The sequence below is a fragment of the Methanobacteriaceae archaeon genome (assembly GCA_013403005.1).
Taxonomy (GTDB): Archaea; Methanobacteriota; Methanobacteria; order Methanobacteriales; family Methanobacteriaceae; genus Methanobacterium.
Window position 1 is genome coordinate 82,801 of record JACBOA010000015.1, and the last position, 17,959, is coordinate 100,759.

24 protein-coding genes are annotated in these 17,959 nt (G+C 38.1%); 21 read left to right on the forward strand and 3 right to left on the reverse strand.

What is annotated here, in order from left to right; genetic code table 11:
* Positions 1 to 120 precede the first annotated feature (120 nt).
* Positions 121 to 1,773, forward strand: coding sequence for a glycosyltransferase family 39 protein (locus tag HVN35_09715; GenBank protein NYB52818.1), 1,653 nt, complete (start codon positions 121 to 123; stop codon positions 1,771 to 1,773).
* An 88-nt stretch (positions 1,774 to 1,861) separates the two neighbouring features.
* Here HVN35_09715 and HVN35_09720 read toward each other — a convergent pair whose 3' ends face one another.
* The 3 genes from HVN35_09720 to HVN35_09730 form a co-directional block, all read right to left on the reverse strand.
* Positions 1,862 to 3,091, reverse strand: coding sequence for a GDP-mannose 4,6-dehydratase (locus HVN35_09720; protein NYB52819.1), 1,230 nt, complete (start codon positions 3,089 to 3,091; stop codon positions 1,862 to 1,864).
* 103 nt (positions 3,092 to 3,194) lie between these two features.
* Complete coding sequence (locus HVN35_09725; protein NYB52820.1) at positions 3,195 to 4,142, reverse strand: SDR family oxidoreductase; 948 nt, start codon at positions 4,140 to 4,142, stop codon at positions 3,195 to 3,197.
* 105 nt (positions 4,143 to 4,247) lie between these two features.
* Positions 4,248 to 4,757 carry a DUF1616 domain-containing protein gene (locus HVN35_09730; GenBank protein ID NYB52821.1) on the reverse strand — a complete coding sequence of 170 codons (510 nt, stop codon included), beginning with the start codon at positions 4,755 to 4,757 and terminating at the stop codon, positions 4,248 to 4,250.
* A gap of 113 nt (positions 4,758 to 4,870) precedes the next feature.
* Here HVN35_09730 and ehaA point away from each other — a divergent pair, with 113 nt between their 5' ends.
* From ehaA to HVN35_09830, 20 genes are all read left to right on the forward strand, one after another.
* Positions 4,871 to 5,161, forward strand: coding sequence for an energy-converting NiFe hydrogenase A subunit EhaA (gene ehaA, locus HVN35_09735; protein ID NYB52822.1), 291 nt, complete (start codon positions 4,871 to 4,873; stop codon positions 5,159 to 5,161).
* On the forward strand, positions 5,158 to 5,661 hold the full coding sequence (locus HVN35_09740) for a hypothetical protein (GenBank protein ID NYB52823.1): 504 nt from the start codon (positions 5,158 to 5,160) through the stop codon (positions 5,659 to 5,661). The genes ehaA and HVN35_09740 overlap by 4 nt, the downstream gene beginning before the upstream one ends.
* 10 nt (positions 5,662 to 5,671) lie before the next feature.
* Positions 5,672 to 5,920, forward strand: coding sequence for a DUF2109 domain-containing protein (locus HVN35_09745; protein NYB52824.1), 249 nt, complete (start codon positions 5,672 to 5,674; stop codon positions 5,918 to 5,920).
* A 1-nt stretch (position 5,921) separates the two neighbouring features.
* Positions 5,922 to 6,206, forward strand: coding sequence for an EhaD family protein (locus tag HVN35_09750; protein ID NYB52825.1), 285 nt, complete (start codon positions 5,922 to 5,924; stop codon positions 6,204 to 6,206).
* Positions 6,199 to 6,459 (forward strand): EhaE family protein, encoded by a 261-nt coding sequence (locus HVN35_09755; GenBank protein NYB52826.1) that lies wholly within the window; start codon positions 6,199 to 6,201, stop codon positions 6,457 to 6,459. Before HVN35_09750 ends, HVN35_09755 begins: the two co-directional genes overlap by 8 nt.
* Entirely contained in the window at positions 6,456 to 6,941 is a 486-nt protein-coding gene (locus HVN35_09760; GenBank protein NYB52827.1) for an EhaF family protein, read from the forward strand. The genes HVN35_09755 and HVN35_09760 overlap by 4 nt, the downstream gene beginning before the upstream one ends.
* Positions 6,938 to 7,618, forward strand: a complete 681-nt coding sequence (locus HVN35_09765; GenBank protein NYB52828.1) for an EhaG family protein — start codon at positions 6,938 to 6,940, stop codon at positions 7,616 to 7,618. The genes HVN35_09760 and HVN35_09765 overlap by 4 nt, the downstream gene beginning before the upstream one ends.
* A 24-nt stretch (positions 7,619 to 7,642) precedes the next feature.
* Positions 7,643 to 8,320: a hypothetical protein gene (locus HVN35_09770; GenBank protein ID NYB52829.1), complete on the forward strand. Its 678-nt coding sequence runs from the start codon at positions 7,643 to 7,645 to the stop codon at positions 8,318 to 8,320.
* Between the two features lie 119 nt (positions 8,321 to 8,439).
* Positions 8,440 to 8,655, forward strand: a complete 216-nt coding sequence (locus HVN35_09775; protein ID NYB52830.1) for a DUF788 domain-containing protein — start codon at positions 8,440 to 8,442, stop codon at positions 8,653 to 8,655.
* A gap of 83 nt (positions 8,656 to 8,738) precedes the next feature.
* Complete coding sequence (locus HVN35_09780; protein ID NYB52831.1) at positions 8,739 to 9,602, forward strand: NADH-quinone oxidoreductase subunit H; 864 nt, start codon at positions 8,739 to 8,741, stop codon at positions 9,600 to 9,602.
* A gap of 11 nt (positions 9,603 to 9,613) precedes the next feature.
* On the forward strand, positions 9,614 to 9,874 hold the full coding sequence (locus HVN35_09785) for a hydrogenase (protein NYB52832.1): 261 nt from the start codon (positions 9,614 to 9,616) through the stop codon (positions 9,872 to 9,874).
* A 10-nt stretch (positions 9,875 to 9,884) separates the two neighbouring features.
* A complete protein-coding gene (locus HVN35_09790; GenBank protein NYB52833.1) occupies positions 9,885 to 10,208 on the forward strand; it encodes a DUF2104 family protein in 324 nt (107 codons plus the stop codon).
* Positions 10,205 to 10,630 (forward strand): DUF1959 domain-containing protein, encoded by a 426-nt coding sequence (locus HVN35_09795; GenBank protein ID NYB52834.1) that lies wholly within the window; start codon positions 10,205 to 10,207, stop codon positions 10,628 to 10,630. Before HVN35_09790 ends, HVN35_09795 begins: the two co-directional genes overlap by 4 nt.
* 57 nt (positions 10,631 to 10,687) lie before the next feature.
* Positions 10,688 to 11,137 carry an NADH-quinone oxidoreductase subunit B family protein gene (locus tag HVN35_09800; GenBank protein NYB52835.1) on the forward strand — a complete coding sequence of 150 codons (450 nt, stop codon included), beginning with the start codon at positions 10,688 to 10,690 and terminating at the stop codon, positions 11,135 to 11,137.
* On the forward strand, positions 11,134 to 12,270 hold the full coding sequence (locus HVN35_09805) for a nickel-dependent hydrogenase large subunit (GenBank protein NYB52836.1): 1,137 nt from the start codon (positions 11,134 to 11,136) through the stop codon (positions 12,268 to 12,270). The genes HVN35_09800 and HVN35_09805 overlap by 4 nt, the downstream gene beginning before the upstream one ends.
* Before the next feature lie 131 nt (positions 12,271 to 12,401).
* Positions 12,402 to 13,439: a 4Fe-4S binding protein gene (locus tag HVN35_09810; GenBank protein ID NYB52837.1), complete on the forward strand. Its 1,038-nt coding sequence runs from the start codon at positions 12,402 to 12,404 to the stop codon at positions 13,437 to 13,439.
* Position 13,440: 1 nt separating this feature from the next.
* On the forward strand, positions 13,441 to 14,817 hold the full coding sequence (locus HVN35_09815; GenBank protein NYB52838.1) for a 4Fe-4S binding protein: 1,377 nt from the start codon (positions 13,441 to 13,443) through the stop codon (positions 14,815 to 14,817).
* 224 nt (positions 14,818 to 15,041) lie between these two features.
* On the forward strand, positions 15,042 to 16,067 hold the full coding sequence (locus tag HVN35_09820; protein ID NYB52839.1) for a hypothetical protein: 1,026 nt from the start codon (positions 15,042 to 15,044) through the stop codon (positions 16,065 to 16,067).
* Positions 16,068 to 16,970, forward strand: a complete 903-nt coding sequence (locus HVN35_09825; GenBank protein ID NYB52840.1) for a formylmethanofuran--tetrahydromethanopterin N-formyltransferase — start codon at positions 16,068 to 16,070, stop codon at positions 16,968 to 16,970.
* Positions 16,967 to 17,881 carry a carbohydrate kinase family protein gene (locus HVN35_09830; GenBank protein NYB52841.1) on the forward strand — a complete coding sequence of 305 codons (915 nt, stop codon included), beginning with the start codon at positions 16,967 to 16,969 and terminating at the stop codon, positions 17,879 to 17,881. The genes HVN35_09825 and HVN35_09830 overlap by 4 nt, the downstream gene beginning before the upstream one ends.
* The last annotated feature ends 78 nt before the right edge of the window (positions 17,882 to 17,959 follow it).

Consider the following 17,959-nt stretch of genomic DNA (forward strand, 5'->3'; position numbering starts at 1 on the left):
TATTAAGTTATTCTTATAGATGATTGTCTAGTGAAATCAGGTGATAATTTGGATGGTAAAAAAAATCTAAAAGAAGATAGTAAAGGACTTTTTCGAAGACTATACAAAAATCCTCTCTTTATATTAATTTTAATCACTTTAGGAATGATTTCATATCTTTTAAGTGTTCAGATAAAAATTGGAGTTCCTTATTGGGATGTTTTTAACTATCTTAACAATGCAGTTTATTACGCAGGTATGAATGGTGGAGGTGTTATTACATATTTTCCTCCTGTAATTCCATTACTAACATCTATTCTGTTTAGAATGGGTTATTTGTCAATCAATGCTATTTTCATAGTGAGTGGATTAATATTCTTAATAGGAATTATTGGATTTTATTTACTATTAAAACAACGTTTTAATTCCATACAAAGTTTAACAGGTAGTTTAATTTTTATTTCATTACCAGTTGTATTATCCTGGGCAGTTAGTGGAGGTATAGACATACCTGGAGTTGTATTTTCTATTTGGGCACTTTATTTTACTATTATTGGTTTAAATAAAGATTCAAAATTTTTATATTTAGTTTTACCAGTCTTTGTCATTGCTTCACTTACCAGGTACACTGCTGGTCTGATGATAATACCGATTATCTTATGTCTGTTGATAAATTTTAAAAATATAAAAAAAATTAAAAACATGAAAAAGGTTCTATTAGGAATAGGAATAGAAATAGGAGCATTATTCTTGATTTTAGTATATTTTATAACTAAAATAGATAGTGCTGCATTTTACAATCTTTTCTTTTTGATCGTAACTTCATCTTCCACTGGAGTGGGTGATGTCGGTTATAATCCTAATCTTTTATACTTTTCACAAAATATTTTGAATTATATTTCAGTTGGCCCTTTCCAGGGCACATATCACCAAATATTAAATCCATCTTATGGTTATCCTTCATTATTATCCTATTTAATTAGTCTGATAACTGTAATTGGCCTTTCTTTTTATGTTTATAGGGGTATTAATTCAAGAATAGGATTCGAAGATAAATCACTAATAAATATTACAAATTTTATAAAAATTATAATATTGTTAGCTTTGTTAAGTTTGTTAATAATCAGTTTCTATTATAAATCCTTAATTTTCAGTGAAATATTTTTATTGACATTATTATACATTTTATATAGGTTTATAAGTAGTGATGTTTCTGAGAAAACTCTAAGAATAATAGATATGGATTTTGTATTTTTGTCGTGGTTCTGTGCTTTTTTCATTTTCCAATCTACTCTGCCATTTAAAGTAGATCGATATTTCATTACAATGGCCCCAGCACTTGTTTATTTCATAATATTGGGTTTGAATCAATTTTTATTGGAATTAAAAACTAAAATAGATAATCCAAACTTTAAATGTGGTATAATTTATATAGTTATAGCTTTAGTTTTTTTGTCTACATCTACAGCAACATATTTTGGACATACCCCTAAAAAAAGTTTTACTGTGGATATTGGCGATGCGAGTAACTGGATAAAAAATTATGATCCTAATTATATGAAAGTAGTTATTGGTTCTGATTATCCTAATGCAGCTACTTGGTTTTTTAAGAAAGAAGTATTTGCAGCTTTTCCAAGATATTTCAACAATTCAGATGAATTTGCTGATTATCTCCAGAAAAACAATGTTAAGTATTATATTGACACTATAAGTAACCCTCATCCGGATCTTAAGGGTTATAAAATAATTAAATCAATTGGTGTGGTTGTTATATACGAGAAAGTTAATGTATGATCCAACTAAATATATAAAAAGAAGATGATATGGAAAAAAATAAATTTTTTACTTCCATTCAATTTGGTTTTATTAAATGATCACAATCTCAATTTCTGTTCTCTTTTTTCAAAAAATAGTTTAACTGATCTTTAATAATGTCATTCAGACTGTGTTTAATTTCTGCACCCAATTTTTGAATCTTTCCTGTATCTCCTAAGAGTATTGGAACTTCAGCAGGCCTGAATCTGTGTGGATTAAATTCAATTGAAATTTTTCCCTGATCAGTGTGGACAAATATGCCCTTATCTTTAAGAGTATACTCTAATTCTCCCTCAAGCATCATCTGATCAACTTTTGTTTTAGCAAATTTAAGACCAAATATCTCATTATCATCATGCTCAACGGGGTCTTTAATAATTTTATCTCCGTTAAAAGTCTCTATTTTGTTTATTTGCCAGTTAGATTCTTTCAAACCTAAAAGTATATAACTTAAAACAGAATTAGTTCTTTGTGAACCCTGATTATATACTTCTCCAGATATTCCCTTCTCAGCGAGCTTCAAATAACCATTTACAATATCATTAATATGAGACCAATCACGGAATGCATTTAAATTTCCTATATTAATCTTATCTACTTCCCCGTACTTCAGTTTCATGATTTGATTTGTTACAACAGAAGTCACAAACATCAAGCCTCGACCCGCTCCTTCATGATTAAAAGCACGAGATACAACAGTTTTCAATCCAAAGGAGTGATAATAATTTCTCATTAGATAATCTCCATAAACTTTGGAAACTGCATAGGGAGACATTGGACGCAGAGGGTTAGTCTCACTAATAGGAACTTCAGGGATTTTTTCAGGTTCTGGAAATATTGTCCCATATTCCTTTTTTGCACTATTATAATGGTCTTTTGATGATATAACGAGACCATATTCTTCACTTGAACCTGCGAAGACAATTTTAGGATCAATATTTTTAATTCGTACGGCATCCAACAAATTTGCAGTTCCTATGCAATTTATCATCTGAGTTTCCAGAGAACTTTCAAAAGATCTGGGAACAAAAGACTGTGCCGCCAAGTGAAATATATATTCGGGTTCCGAAAAATCTAAAGCATTGGCTAAAGATGTTATATCTGTTAAATCACCTTCTGTAACAGTTAAATCGTTAATGATTCCCCTATCAATCAAATTTTTTGCTTTAGTACCATCTGCCCTTTTTCGTACCATGCCACAAACATTAGCTTCCAAATCAAGCAATTTTTTTGCAAGGTAAGAACCAGCAAATCCAGCAACACCTGTGATAAGAACATTTTTTCCTTTCCAATTCATATAATAGCCTCCTTATCTGTAAAAGTATTTATAAATTTGTTTTAAATCTCAATACGCAATAATTGATATATGATTATTTAGGAATATGTTTTCAGAGAGATATTTATTTTCGATTAAAATAATTAATTGTTTCATTAAACCAAACAACAGTTTCTTCAAGGTTCGATTTTAAATCGTGTTTTTTAATTAACCCTGATGATTTGGCTTTGGATATATCTGCAGTAGAATGTTTAATATCACCATTTCTGGGATCTTCATATTTGACATCTAGTTCTTCACCGACTATATCTTCTATTAATTCAATAAGTTGATTAATGCTAATAACTTCACCAGAAGCAATATTGTAAACACCAGTTATATTTGATTCTGCTGCAATAATATTTGCATTAACAACATCTTTCACATATATGAAGTCACGAGTCTGTTTACCGTCCCCAAATATCACAGGTTTTTCATTATGGATATAAGCATCTATAAATTTAGGTATAACCGCAGCATATTGAGAATTTGGATCTTGTCGGGGACCAAATACATTGAAATAACGCAACGATATTGTAGATAAATCAAACAGATCAGTGAAATTCTTACAGTACATTTCACCAGAAGCCTTGCTACTTGCATATGGAGACAATGGATTCAAAAGAATGTCTTCAGATAAAGGAAGATTTTCATTATCTCCATAAACTGCAGATGATGATGCAAAAACAACTTTTTGAACATTAGCATCCCTTGCAGCAACTAAAACTTTTAAAGTGCCCGTTACGTTTACCTTATTACAGAGTAATGGATTATCAACACTGGCTGGGACACTGGCCAGAGCTGCATGGTGAAAAACATAATCACAACCATCCATTGTATTTACCAAGTCGATTTGGTTAATATCACCTAGTACGATACTTATATTATCCTGATCAAATTCTTCGATATTTGCCATCTTTCCTGTAGACTGGTCGTCAACTATAATCACCTGGTTATCATGAGAAAGTTTCTCAACCAAATGTGAACCAATAAAACCTAGCCCTCCTGTAACCAAAACTTTTTTATTTTTCATTATAATCTCCTAATCCACGAATAACCTATATTTCAATTTAAAATCGAAAATTAAGTCATATAAGCACAATTATTGGCTTTAAAAATTTTTTCAAACTATCAAAATTTAATTTATGTTTACCACCAAAAATAGATATCTATAAACTTTATTGGTATCGGGTAACTTATAAAGATTAAATTCAATTTTCTGCTGACCATTTGATTCTGCTGTGAAGTTAAATGGTAATTCTTTTTTTTCGCCATCATTCAATGTAAAGTTTTCTGATTTTAATGTTTGATTGGACTCTTTAATCACCATTAAATAATTAATAGTTGCTTGTTCCTTATTGACAACCCCAACAGTGATATTTCCAATATCTCCTTGATTCAAGTTAGTAGGATAATTTCCGGCCTTGCCTTCAGACCCTAAAATATAAAATTCTGTAAATTTTTCACCTTGAAATGGATTCAGTATGATATATACTACAGCAATAATTCCCACTAATATAATACAAGTTAAAAAGATGGATAAAGTCCTGTCTATGTTCATAATAAACTCCTTTTTATTGTTAACTGAGCTTATAAAAGTTATATATTTTTTGGAGTAAATTAAATGTTTTTTCCAGCCATATAGCATATTTTTTTAAGCAATAAATTTTAATAATCATTTAGGAAATATAAAATTTGATATTACTTATGACTTATGGAAAAGTAAACATTTAAATACATAAAGGAGACCACCTATTTATCATGATTATTCATGCTAATGTTTTCAACTATCTTATTGCCCTGGCTGCCGCATTGCTACCTGCACTGGCTTTGAGGCTACCATTACTGCCTGAGAAACCCATGAGGCATTCGTGGACCATCAGTGCTGTTTTCCCAACTGCAGTGATGGCTATAGGTTTCTATGCCATGGTTTACGAGTTAGGTTACCAGGGATATATCGTTGCACTAATCACCGGGATTATTACTGCTTTATTTGCCAAATTTATTTTAGAAAAAGTAGTTCCCAGACCTGAATCGGAGGAACCTGAATGAATGAAATTCTAGGCATTGCACTGGCTGCCATTATATCCTGGTTGAACTTTGTCATAATTGACACTTGGATGGGTCTTCCAGAATCACCAGGAGTTAAAGGTGCGGATGTTATAGGCAGGTCAGTTCAAAAAAGAGGTGGAGATCTGGCTGGAGGTTTCTTCCAGGGAAATATAGTTTGTTCACCCGATGCTTCCGCTGGAACCTTACTGGCTTCTGTGGGATGTTACTGCATCGGAATACCTGAGGGAGGATTAATAGCTGCTCTTTTAGTGTACTTTGGTAATAGGTTATGTGCTGACCCTGGATATGCAGGTACCACCGGAGCGCTTAGCATTACTGCAATTATCTACTTAACATCATTTATCGGTTTTAAACCTGAATACTATATTGTAGGAATGGTGATAGCCATCCTTACCATACAGGGATTACACCATCCTGCTGCTTCCCGGCTTTTGGGGAAAATAGCAGCGAAAATGGGGAGGCACACCAAATTAACATAGGTGCAATATCATGTTTATCGAAATATTAGGGATTATCGTTGTGATCATGGCACTGCGCACACTCTTAGCCCAGAACCGTGAGGAAAGACTTCTCTATCTTAACGTTATCGGATTCAGCATGTCTGCAATTATTGCTTTATACATACAAACACCCTTCGGAGCAATTATTGCCATTACATTCTTCGTGGCTTCAACTTTAAGCTCCAATGCCATTGCCTACTCTCTGGGAAGGGTGAAAGAAGAGATCATGGTGAAATAAAATGTACCTTGACTTTATAAATTTAACCACAGTTTCAGCAGCACTCACATTAATAGGTACTGCCGGAATCATATCCCTTCCCAAGCCACTGGATAAAGTGATCATGTTTGCCCTTCTCCAGGCGGGTTTTGTGGGAATGATCGTGGCTGCCAAGTATCTGGATGTGGCCATGGCCGCAGCCATCTTCGACCCCATAGCCACCATTATCTTACTTATCGGAATTATTAAGATTAATGAGGTTCGCAAGAAAAATCAAAAATCCCAGGAGGAAGTGAACCTTGCTTGATATTTACATATGGTTCTATACTGGCGTGGCTCTGGTCATACTGGGTGGCCTTGGTACTGCCATAGGCCCTGGAGTTAAAGATCCTATTGTTCGAACCTTAAACACAGAAATTGCTGCAGTAGGCGTTTCCCTTATATTTTTAACTTACAATCACACCATTGCACTGCTCACTTACATTGCAGCAACCACCATTATCACCATGATCCTATTAAGAGCCATAGTTAGACTGGAAGAAGTGGGGGCTGATTTATGAGTAGAATAGGCAGACTATGGAATTCCCTGGCCACTCCCAAAAGGATCCCCCGGTTTTATTCCGTGATCCTGGGTGTTTTACTATTAGTTGGTTTCTTGATGCCTCTGGCACTTAACGATAATCAGCTGTACCCAAGACCTGCACCACAGCTACAAATAAGTGAGCAGGACCCGTTAGCCCCTTATGATCGTGGCGGAGTTCCTCTTAAAGAACCAGGAATTGTCAGATCTCAGTATCCTCAATTTTCAGAGCAGGCAGGCATGGTAACTGGTTATCTTTCCCCAATTGCAATCAGAGTTAGTAACACCACTCTCTATTATGGTACATCTATTTATTCATCCCCGGGTGGATTGATTGACGAGATATTATATTACTCAAGAGGATTTGACACCGTCCTTGAGTCCAGTATCCTCATGATGGCCTTTGTGGTGGCATCATGGGTGGCCTTACATTTCACCATGAGAAGGAGGGAAGATGAATGAGTGCATCAGTACTGGTACCCAGCATTGTTTCTCCAATGGTGGTTTCCCTATATCTTCCTGCAATCTTCACCGGCTTAATTGTGGGACTTATAGGTTTAATGGCCATCGCTTACCAGAAAAATGATTTGAGCGCCCTGATACTCACGGACATTGTGGGTATTGGAATGTTAATTTTGGTTGCTGCGGTTGGAACCGACCTGGCAGAAGCACTCATACTACCCGGATTAGTGGTGGAACTGGCTGAAATTTTAGCCATTTCCGAGATACTCATGAGTAGGGAGATGAGAAAAAAAGGCAAAAATGCTGAATTGATTCCCTTACCCTTATCCATGGATATGGAAGTGATGAACACTGCACCGACATTCTTAGCCATAATATTAATTGCCTATGGAGCATTCCTTACAGGATTTACAGGTGGGGCAGTAGCAGGTGGGGGAATATTATTCTATGTTCTCTCCAAACGGATGCGTGGCGTCCCATCAGACACTTGGGAAGGCATAGCTGGAGTATCAGGTATTGCATGGTGCCTATGGCTAGTGGGATTCCTGATGTTTTTCGCATTCCCACAGTTCTGGCTCCTGGCATTGTTCCTGGCAGCATTTGGTGTTTTCATTAAAGTCGCATATAAAGCAGGTCTCATAGGAGTTATTGGTCGTGAAGAATTCAATAAGAAATAGAAGGAGCAGTAAGGAGTTATAAAAATGGATATCATCATATTGGGCCAACAATTAATGGGATACATACCCTTAGGAGATATCGTCCTGTATCTGGCTCCAGTAAACCTGTTTATGTTTGCCAGTGCTCTCGCCTTCACTACCCTTATAGCCATAAGCAGAACAGAAACCCAGGTTGAAGCTGGCGTAGGCACCCTTAAAGATAAAGAAGTTAAAGTTGATAAGGATGAATTCAAAATCCGACGTTTCCTGGCCATTATCTGTGGACTGGCCACTGCTGGTTCCATGATCACTGGAGACCTATTCAACTTCACCTTATTCGTGTGCCTCATTGGTATTGTTAACATTGGAATAGTTGCCGCTGTGAAGCAGGTGGATGTTCTGGATGCTGCATTCCAGTATGGATTAGTTGCCATGATTGCAGTTTTACCCCTTTTTGGAGGTGCAGCTATGATCCTAGCATCAACTGGAACCCTAAGCTTACTGGAAATCTCACAAATTCCCACCACTGCCTTGATGATCTTCGGTTCACTCCTGTTGTTCATTGGAGTAGCGGGTGAGACTGGAGTGGCTCCGTTTTACGCTACCAAAGCAGAGATGTTTCGAACCCCTGGTTCCCCCTTCCTGCTGATTATTCACTTAAGTTCACTACTGGTAATAGTTCGAGTGATTGAAATACTCCTGATCATAAACAAACCATTCTGAAGATAAATAAATGAAAAAATGATTTGGAAAAAAATGATTTAAAAAAAAACCGGAATTGTCACCAAAACTCTTGAAATTTATCAAATTAAAAGTAATTTAAAATGAATCTGGTGAAAATAATGGATAAACTAAAAATATCAAGTTATTTACTGTTAATAATCTCTCTGGCAGGAATAATCTATGCTCTCCTGTTCAACCCACCTAACTGGGTGGTTTATGCAATTTCCATTATATTCATACCTACATTAATACTATCCTTTGGACTGATTGTCATGGCCCGAGGACCTGAAGAGGAAGAAGATGATAAAACCCGGGAACCATTTATTGGATATTAAGCATTAAAAAACCATATCAAAAACACTTAAAACTTTAACCGTGAATAACCGCAAAAAAAAGGACTTAATAATCGGTGATCATATTGAATCTAATGGCAAACATTCTGTTGAACGTTCTCATTGCATTTCTGGTGGGAAGCGTCCTTTTTGGACTGCAGAGGAAGATAATGGCCAGAATACAAATGAGACCTGGGCCACCCATCATCCAGCACCTCCTGCACACACTCAAATTCTTCATCAAAGAATCTTCATTCCCCAAAACAGCAGCAATGCCCTTTTATATAGCTATAACTGCCATGTTATGTGTTATATGGGTTTCCGCAGTTATTGTGGGTCCAGTGACACAAGGGTCCCTTTTACTTATATTTGCCATATATGCCATCCATAAAATTGTGGAGCACAATGCAGGATCCTCCTCAGGATCCCCTTATGGTAAACTTAGCTGTGTGAGAGCGGTTTTCTCAGCAGCAGCCGAAGTACCACTATTTGCAGTGCTAATAATCATTTACTTCAAAGTGGGAACCATGAACATAGCTCAAATAGTGAGTTACCAATCTGCAAATGGACCCTTAATATACAGCATACCTTTAGCAGCAGCCATGTTCTTCGTTTTAATATTATCCAAAGCTCCATACTCTCCATTCGCCATAACCAAAGGAAAAGATATCATTTCTGGATATGAAACAGAACACTTCGGACTTTTAAGAGGTTATCTTATGATATCAGAATCAATAGCATGGTACATGCTTTTATGGGTGTTTTTAACAGTTTTCATTGGAGGATTAACCCCACTTTGGTACTTGGTAGGTATGGTTGTTCTATCAACAATAGTGGCTTTTATCAATGCCACCACCCCTATCTTAAACCCCAATCATTCCATTATGATGCAGGTGAGCTTTGCCATAATTGGAATAGTTGGTTCCTTAATACTTTTACCCTACTTATAAGGAGAAATAAAATGGAAATGCAAGAAAAAGACACACTGTTCCTCATGACCCTGGCAGCCTTCGGAGCATTTCTAGCCAGCAGTCTGGCAGTTGTATTGCAGTGGAATGTAGTTTTACCCCTTACTGTTGCAGTTTTTATCCTGATGATTCTGACCTTCTTACTTTATAAGAAGGGCGCCATCCATTTCTCTGAAAATGCTGAGAAGTGGGTAATGATCATCACCCTCATCTGCTTCATAGCTGCTTTCATATACCTTTACCATCCAGTTTAATGGTGATTTAATGAATGAAACAATTTATCTCATCTACATACTTTCATTTGTACTGGGATCCTTGCTTGGACTGGTACTAAGTTATCGGAAATACAAAGCTCCCTATGCCTTAGGAAAGCTAGATATTTTTGCCATGGTCTTGGCAGTAATAGGATGGGGTTTAGCACTTAACAGTGTTTTAATCACTTTCATACCCCAATATATCACCATAAGCATTGGTGTGTTCCTCCTGGCAATGGTATTAGGGATGAGGCCAGGTTATGGTAGGAATGAAACATTTATTGGTATAATAATAGCTGGAATCATCTGGATATTGAGGACGGTGATCCTTTGAGCAAAGAGGATATAGGAAAGACTGGGGACATATCCCTTTTAGATGAGGATGATGTGATGCGCATCATGAAGATGCGAATCATTGAAAGTTTTCGCTGGAAATTGGACATAGTAGAACCTATTTCTAAAGAACTGGGAATTACAGAGGAACAATTGGAAGAAATATTAATTAAAAGGTTGGATATGGCCAGTTTAGAGGCCCTGCATCCTCGCTATGAATCATCAAAGCATTACTGTATTAAAGAAAAATTGCATGCAGACCTGAGGTTATGCTGGCTTTGTGATGTAATGAATATACTTTCTGAGGAAGAAGCTGAAAGAATCAAAAATAAAATCGCTGCAGAAATATTAAAAGAAGACAAGTCTTATGAGGAAGCCCTGGAAGAGGGTAGGAAAGATTTGTTGGAATATCTAATGAGATAAATAGATAATGATTAGATAATTAATGAGTAGATAATGAGATAAATAGAGGTAAACTCAATGTTAGATGGCCTTAAAGATGTTGTAAGGAAAAGTTCGATTCACGTGTGCCTTATTAACACCGGAGGATGTAATGGATGTGACATTGAGGTGGTGGCACTCCTATCACCCCGATATGATTTGGAACAGTACGGTATCTATGTACACAATAATCCCCGGGAAGCTGATGTAATTCTTGTAACTGGAGCCATGTCTGAACAATGGAAGAAAAATTTGCAAAGAATCTATGCCAAAGCACCGGAACCTAAAATAGTGGTAGCCATAGGAAACTGCCCTCTGACAGGGGATGTTTTTAACCAGGAAGGATGCAGTGTTTATGCACCAGTGTCTGACTTCATACCGGTAGATGCAGAAATACCTGGCTGCCCACCCCGGCCTTCAGAAATTTTAGCCGCTATTTTAGCAGTGGGTCCTGATGCCATTGCAGCCAAAGGGAGGCAGAAACCATGATACTACCAATTGGACCAATACACCCCGCACTCAAAGAACCAGTGCGCCTTAAACTGAAAACACGGGGTGAGAAGGTTATAAGTGCCGAGATTGACTACGGATATGTTCACAGAGGTATAGAAAGAGTTATGCGGGGTAAAACCTGGCAAAAAGCCATATTTCTCTCGGAAAGAGTTTGTGGTATCTGTTCCTACATCCACACCCAGACCTTTGCAGAAACCTTTGAAAAAATAGCTGGGGAAAGAGTTCCCCTCCGGGCGCAATATCTAAGGTCTCTCACCAATGAACTGGACCGGATACAGAGCCACTTCATTGCCAACTCCACCTACTTCAAAGCTCTTGAGCATGAGACGTTATTCATGTACATGTTGCACCTGAGGGAGCCCATTATGGATGCCATTGAACTACTCACCGGTAACCGGGTGAACATGGGCTGGAATGTGGTAGGAGGGGTTAGAATGGATGCTAAAGAGAAGCATCTTAACAGCATCTACCAGATCATCACTGATTTAGAAGCTGAATATGATAAATACGTGGAAATGTTCCATGAAGGTCCACTTTTAAGTCTCAGATCTAAGGATGTGGGTAAGATGAGCAAGGAAGATGCCATTAAGGGTCGTGCTGTGGGTCCCATTGGCAGAGCTTCGGGTTTGAAGCATGATGTTCGAGAAGATCATCATACTTATAAGGATGAATTTGACTGGAAAGTTATCTGGAGGAAAGAAGGAGATAACTACGCCCGTACCATGAACCGTTTCGATGAAATCACCGAATCCATTAAGATCATCAAACAGATCATTGAAAACATTCCCCCGGGAGATGTGCGTAAAAAAATCGACATCCCTGCTGGATATGCAGATTGGAGAAATGAAGCACCCCGTGGAGAAGTCAGTTACTTTATTGAAACTAACGGGAACCTTATACAGAATATCTCCATTAGAACACCCAGTATCATGAACATTGATGTCTGTGGTAAGTACATGTTACAGGATGTGGCTACAGTGGCTGATGCCGTAGCCACCTATGCCAGTGTGGATCCCTGTGTTGCCTGCACCGAACGCGTGGTTATACTCAACGAAGAAGGGGAAAAAAGAGAATTTGATGGTCTTCATAAGGTTAAATATCTAAAATAATCAATAATACCATCCAATAAACCTTAATAGAAACTGAGAATAATTAAAACGAATAAAAAAAAAGAATGTAAAGATTGAGAATTACGATTAACAAATCATCAAAAAAATACTAAAAACAAAGTTGATGCATCATGTCATCAGTAATCTGGTACCTTTACGAGTTCGCCCGGAAATCGTGGGCTGAAAATTTTGCAGTAGCCAAAACCAACCCTGAAATCGTTGAAACACCTGAACGTTTCCGTGACTTCCCCCAAGTATTCCCTGAATACTGCATATCCTGTGGAGCGTGTACCGCTGCTTGCCCTGCTCCTAACGCCATATCCCTGGTTAGAAGTGAGGATACTGCAGAAGAAGAAGGAAAAACATATCCTGTGATTAATAATCGAGGTTGTATCCGCTGTGGTTTCTGCGCAGAAGTATGTCCCACTGACCCCAAAACAATTACCTGCGGTGAAAACCACCTCATCAGGGAAGAATTCACTATTTTACCAGCGGACCGTATGTTTGTAATCGATGATTATCTCTGCATCCGCTGCAAGAAATGTTTGAAAGCCTGCCCGGTTCACGGGGCTATCTACGAAGAAGATAACAAGATTATCATTGATCAGTCTGTTTGTATCAGTTGTGGGGAATGTTTAAAGAACTGTCCGGTGAAAGGGGCTGTAAAGGGTATATTCATAGCTCATGTCCAGGAACAAAAAGATATCATCAATTTGGTCGTGAACACGCTTGAAGAATCTATAGAAGAAAAAAGAGATGATATAACTCATTTGACTGAAAAGGAAGTTTACAAATTTGACCTTGAAATCACTGAATTGGTTGAACGTGCCCGATCCATTATAGCAGATGATGAACTGATACTGGATATCTTCCAGAAAATCACTGACCGGCTGAAACTTCGCATTGTCACCTGGGACGAGGATAAATGCAAAAAATGCCAGTTATGTGTCAAGGAATGTCCATCTGGGGCCATAAGCTACAATCAGGAAGAAAAAATCGTTGGAAGAAATCCTAAAAAGTGCCTCCGCTGCAGTACCTGTTACCAGACATGTCCTTTTGGAGTGGCTGGTTATTTTGTAGCCCGATTCCTGTTAGATCCCCCTTCCCTGGAGGATGGTGTTATACATATCACAGTTAAAGCCTCTCAGTTACCCATAGGAGCTGATTAAAATTACCACTGCACAAGAAAATGGTGAAAAATCCGATAAAGTGAAAAAAATCTACAAACCATTACGGGATGTGGAAGTGGATTACGAAGTGGACCATGATAAATGTGCCTCATGCATTGAAAGGCCCTGTTTAGATGCCTGTCCTGTAAATGCTGTTAGGGAGGTTCCCCCAGATAATCATATTGAAATCGATGATAAATGCTTCGGATGCATCCTCTGCAGGGATGCCTGCCCTTATGATGCCATAACTATGGAAACCACACTTTCCGAACCACGCAGAGAGAACATTCCTAATATCAACACCAAACTATGTCGTCAGTGTGGAGCATGTGTTGATGCCTGCCGTACCGGGGCCATTCACCTTACATCTTCTGGTACTGAGGAAGCTCATAGTGAAATAGACGAGGATAAATGTGTGCGTTGTGGTTACTGTTCCCGAGTTTGTCCCACTGAAGCCATTAAGTATGGTGAAATTTTACCACGCTCAGTGGTGGGTGGTAAAGCCATAGTGGTGAATGAAAAGAAATGTATAGGTTGTATGACCTGCACCAGGGTCTGTCCATCCCGGGGAGCAATTAATATCAGCAAGCTCAGTAAGCTTCCCTATATCAATCCTTCCTACTGTGCCCGGTGTGAGGAGTGTATGAACGTCTGCCCCTCCACTGCCATTAAGTATTCATCCCGTAAACGGGCCTATGAAGGTTACAGCAAGATCAAAACCATGGATATAGTTTTTGATCTTCTGGAGAAAGAAAGTAAAAAATTAGCCATTGAAACAGTTAAAATTGATTCTATCTTAAATAAGATCACCCGTGAAGTCAGCTACAGTCATAAAGAGGATGAATTCACCCAGGATGTCACTGAACTTGTGACTGATGAAATCAAGGCACTGCTGGAAGGTGAACTTGACATTGAAGATTTGAGTGAAATTATCCAGGCCACAGCCCCTCACCGTGTGATTAATGTTTCAGAAGAAGCATGTATTGGTTGTGGTGCCTGTATCAAGGAATGTCCTGTTGACTGTATTGAACTGGAGTTGCCCTCCCCAGTACACATTAAAGATGCATGCGTATATTGTGGTAAATGCGTTGAAACATGTCCCTTCCAAGCTATCAGTCTTAAAAAGGAATCCTTCCAAGTGGAAGATGGGCGTATCCTATTTAAACGGCGTAATATTCTAGGACCATCAACAGGTGTAGTTTCTGTTGACGCAGCATCCTGTCAGCGCTGTGGTGTTTGTATAAATAAGTGTCCTGTGGATGCAATGAGCATGGTAGATGATCAGGTAGTGGTAGATGAGGATACCTGTATTTTGTGTGGTGAATGCCAGCGCATATGCCCCACCAGAGCTGTCGAGCTACATGAAACAGTACCCTAACATCTTAATTTATCATTAATTTTTTAACAAAAAACTCTATATCCATGCCCCCACACCAACCCACACTATTTACCTAACACTCATTTAAATATTTAATAATTGATAGATAATAATAATTGATAAAAAGTTTATTATGATATTGTACTTAAAAATATTTTACTAAATAACTGTACTTATAACTGTAATTATTAATAAACAAAATTTCAAGCTTCCGAGGAGGATGTCTGTTGAAGAGTAAATTTTTTGTTTCTGACTGTGAAGGACCCATATCAGTAAATGATAATGCCTTTGAACTGGCTGCTCATTTCATTGATGATGGTGAAAGATTCTTCCAGATAGTCAGTCGATATGATGACATCCTGGTAGATGAAGTTAAAAGACCAGGTTACAATGCAGGAGATACTTTGAAATTAATTTTGCCCTTTTTAAAGGCGTATGGTGCTACTAATCAGAATATGGAGGAGTTTTCCTCGGGTAATGTTTTGCTGATTCCTGGTGCTAGGGAGACCCTTAAGCACTTGAATGATATGATGCCTTCATTTATTGTTAGCACCAGCTACGAACCATACATCCGGGCTCTTTGTGATTTGATTGAATTTCCATTTGATCAATGTTACTGCACCCAAATCGATATGGAAAGCCATTCCCTGAATGAAGAGGATGCCCGGAGGCTTAAAGAATTAAAGTCATCTGTTATTTTTAACCCATCATTTGATAACCTGGAACGGATTTTCTGGGAAGAAATACCTAAGATGGAAATTGGTTCCCTGTTTAATGAGGTCCATCCAGTTGGTGGAGAAGCAAAAAAAGAGGCAGTTCTAGATATCATACATAAAAACAATTTCCAATCACATAATCTGATGTATGTAGGGGACAGCATTACTGATGTGGAACCCCTACGTTTTGCAAGGAAAAATAATGGAGTTGCAGTATCTTTTAATGGGAATGAATACGCACTTAAAGAGGCATCTATTGCTATTATTTCTGATAATACACTTATAACTTCTATAATTGCAGACCTGTTTTATCGATACAACAGTAAAGTTGTTTTGGAATTTGCCACATCATTTGGAGAAAATCCTGAAAAAGCTTTGAAGGAATATGATGTTAACCCAGAATTAAGCATTAAACTTGAAGAAACCTACACCCGGATGGGGCTTATTACTTCAGAAAACCTTAAAGAATTGAAAAAAGACAGCAGCAAGTTCCGAAAACAAGTTAGGGGAGAGGCAATCGGAGGTTTGGGTTAAATGAAAGGGAAAAAAACACGTCTGGATAAAATAGAAGATACCTATGCCGAAGCCTTCAAGGGAATATGTTGCAGAGTTATAGTTACAGCAGATGATGAGGAAACTCTGCATAGAGCAGCCTATGATGCCACTTCCACCCCGGGAACAGTTATTGGTAGAGTGGAAGGTGGAATCGAAGGATGGTTACCCGAAGAAAAGACCCCTGATGGTAGAAAAGGAGCTATATTACATTTTTGGTATGATAAAGAGGATATTGAAAAGTTTGAAGTTGAATTATCTTATCGCATCCGCCAAGATATCCTGGTAAAACCATTCACATCCTTATTTGATGCATCCATTAATCCTGCAGGTTACATTGACACCATGAAACATGTGGGTCATTGTGGAGATGGATATGAATGGGAAGAAGATCTATATGGGCGTCATATGATTATTGTACCCATTGCTACACCCGATTTTCTGATTGAACGCAAACTAGGATACATGAAGGGTGTAATGGGTGCTAATTTCTGGTACTACTGCAGTAGTAAAGAAGCTGTGCTAAAGGGAGGTAGAGAAGCACTACAAGCCATTGAGTCCGTTAAAGGAGTTGTTACTCCCTTCGATATTTGTTCAGCAGCTTCTAAACCTGAAACCAACTACCCCTGGATAGGGCCCACCACTAACCATCCTTACTGTCCCACCCTGCAGAAGGTCCTTGGTAAAGAATCAAAGGTACCCCGCGGTGTGGAGTACATCCCAGAGATAGTTTTAAATGGATTGGACATGGTAAGCCTTAAAAAAGCTATGAAGAGGGGTATAGAAATTTTACTGGATTATGATGATGTGCTGGGTATTTCCGCCGGGAATTACGGTGGAAAGTTAGGAGATTATAAAATTCAACTTAAAGAGATGTTCCCATGACCCTGGATGTGATTGGATTTGGTGCGCTTAACTTGGACCGACTTTACCAGGTGAACCAGATCGCCTGCAAGGATGAAGAAGGTCACATCGAAGATTTACACGAATGTTGCGGTGGTTCAGCTGCCAATACCATAGTTGGACTGGCCAGATTAGGATTAGACACAGGATTTATCGGGAAGCTTGCCCAAGACTCTGAAGGATTGAAACTTTTGGATAACCTTAAGAGTGAAGGAGTGGACACTCAGGGGATTATCCTAAGCACTTCTGGGAGAAGTGGAACAGTACAGGGTTATGTTGATGGTGAAGGACAGCGAGCATTATACGTTGACCCCGGGGTGAATGACGAAATCACCATAGACGGGATAAATGAAGAATACGCATTCAATACACGCCTTCTACACCTTACATCTTTTGTTGGCAAATCAATCAAAGCTCAGGAAGCATTACTCGAAATAATCCCGGATCAGGTTATTGTCAGTTTGGACCCAGGGATGATCTACGCATCTTATGGCTTGGAGTTACTGGAAAACATTCTTCAACGCACCAATATTCTGTTAATTAATCAGGGTGAGTTTGATCTTCTTCTGCCTCCTGCAGAAGGACATGATGTTAATATTAACACCCTCTTAAATTATGGGATTGAGGTAATAGTTATTAAACAGGGAGATAAGGGGTGTTTAGTAACAGATGGTGCTAGAACCCACATCTTAGAAGCATTGAAAGTAGATTGTCGGGACACCACAGGTGCAGGAGATGCATTCAACTCAGGATTCATCTATGGATTTATTAATGGTAAAAGTATTAAAGAATCTGCAGTTATTGGAAATTTCGTTGCTGCATGTTGTGTTCAGGAAATAGGAGCCACTACCGGCCTTCCATCAAAATCTGATCTTGACGATATATCTTGGTGATGATTTAACCATAATCTTAATCAGGTCTTGGCATTAAGCACTAATAAGCAGCAATATTAATAAATATAACCGATTTGA

Coding starts and splice junctions, on each gene's coding strand:
- HVN35_09720 (NYB52819.1), bottom strand. CDS start 3,091: ATGAATTGGAAAGGAAAAAATGTTCTTATCACAGGTGTTGCTGGATTT.
- HVN35_09725 (NYB52820.1), bottom strand. CDS start 4,142: ATGAAAAATAAAAAAGTTTTGGTTACAGGAGGGCTAGGTTTTATTGGT.
- HVN35_09730 (NYB52821.1), bottom strand. CDS start 4,757: ATGCTATATGGCTGGAAAAAACATTTAATTTACTCCAAAAAATATATA.
- ehaA (NYB52822.1), top strand. CDS start 4,871: ATGATTATTCATGCTAATGTTTTCAACTATCTTATTGCCCTGGCTGCC.
- HVN35_09740 (NYB52823.1), top strand. CDS start 5,158: ATGAATGAAATTCTAGGCATTGCACTGGCTGCCATTATATCCTGGTTG.
- HVN35_09745 (NYB52824.1), top strand. CDS start 5,672: ATGTTTATCGAAATATTAGGGATTATCGTTGTGATCATGGCACTGCGC.
- HVN35_09750 (NYB52825.1), top strand. CDS start 5,922: ATGTACCTTGACTTTATAAATTTAACCACAGTTTCAGCAGCACTCACA.
- HVN35_09760 (NYB52827.1), top strand. CDS start 6,456: ATGAGTAGAATAGGCAGACTATGGAATTCCCTGGCCACTCCCAAAAGG.
- HVN35_09765 (NYB52828.1), top strand. CDS start 6,938: ATGAGTGCATCAGTACTGGTACCCAGCATTGTTTCTCCAATGGTGGTT.
- HVN35_09770 (NYB52829.1), top strand. CDS start 7,643: ATGGATATCATCATATTGGGCCAACAATTAATGGGATACATACCCTTA.
- HVN35_09775 (NYB52830.1), top strand. CDS start 8,440: ATGGATAAACTAAAAATATCAAGTTATTTACTGTTAATAATCTCTCTG.
- HVN35_09785 (NYB52832.1), top strand. CDS start 9,614: ATGGAAATGCAAGAAAAAGACACACTGTTCCTCATGACCCTGGCAGCC.
- HVN35_09790 (NYB52833.1), top strand. CDS start 9,885: ATGAATGAAACAATTTATCTCATCTACATACTTTCATTTGTACTGGGA.
- HVN35_09800 (NYB52835.1), top strand. CDS start 10,688: ATGTTAGATGGCCTTAAAGATGTTGTAAGGAAAAGTTCGATTCACGTG.
- HVN35_09805 (NYB52836.1), top strand. CDS start 11,134: ATGATACTACCAATTGGACCAATACACCCCGCACTCAAAGAACCAGTG.
- HVN35_09810 (NYB52837.1), top strand. CDS start 12,402: ATGTCATCAGTAATCTGGTACCTTTACGAGTTCGCCCGGAAATCGTGG.
- HVN35_09825 (NYB52840.1), top strand. CDS start 16,068: ATGAAAGGGAAAAAAACACGTCTGGATAAAATAGAAGATACCTATGCC.
- HVN35_09830 (NYB52841.1), top strand. CDS start 16,967: ATGACCCTGGATGTGATTGGATTTGGTGCGCTTAACTTGGACCGACTT.